Source organism: Streptomyces sp. NPDC000983 (assembly GCF_040299205.1).
Lineage (GTDB): Bacteria > Actinomycetota > Actinomycetes > Streptomycetales > Streptomycetaceae > Streptomyces.
Window position 1 is genome coordinate 1 of sequence record NZ_JBEPBM010000121.1, and the last position, 385, is coordinate 385.

Below are 385 nucleotides of genomic sequence, written 5' to 3' on the forward strand. Positions count from 1 at the left end.
AGCCCCGCCCTGCGCACCGTCGGCACCACCACCGAACTCGTCGCCGTCAACTCCCGCTCCTGGCAAGGCGGATGCCTCGGCATCGACCCCACCCAAACCCGCACCGGCGCCATCGACACCCGCGTCGACGATCTGGGCAGCTGGGTGAAGGAGGTCTTCAGCCGCGAGAAGGTCACGCCGGCGGACATCGACGGTGACGGCAAGGACGACCTGGTCCTGCAGCGCATCGACGGCGCCGTCGTCGTCCACCGCAACCTCGGGACCAGCTTCGGTGCCGGCACCGTCATGTCCGCCGGTTGGAGCCGTTTCCTCACCGGTACCGACATGGGACGCCTGTACTTCGCCGACATCACCGGCGACGGCAAGGCCGACCTCCTCGTCCACG

Annotated in this window: 1 protein-coding gene; it reads left to right on the plus strand. The window is 69.1% G+C overall.

The genetic code is table 11. The features are described from left to right. The coding region (locus ABT296_RS38605; RefSeq protein WP_351934829.1) for an FG-GAP repeat domain-containing protein at nt 1-385 on the plus strand (385 nt) is incomplete at both ends.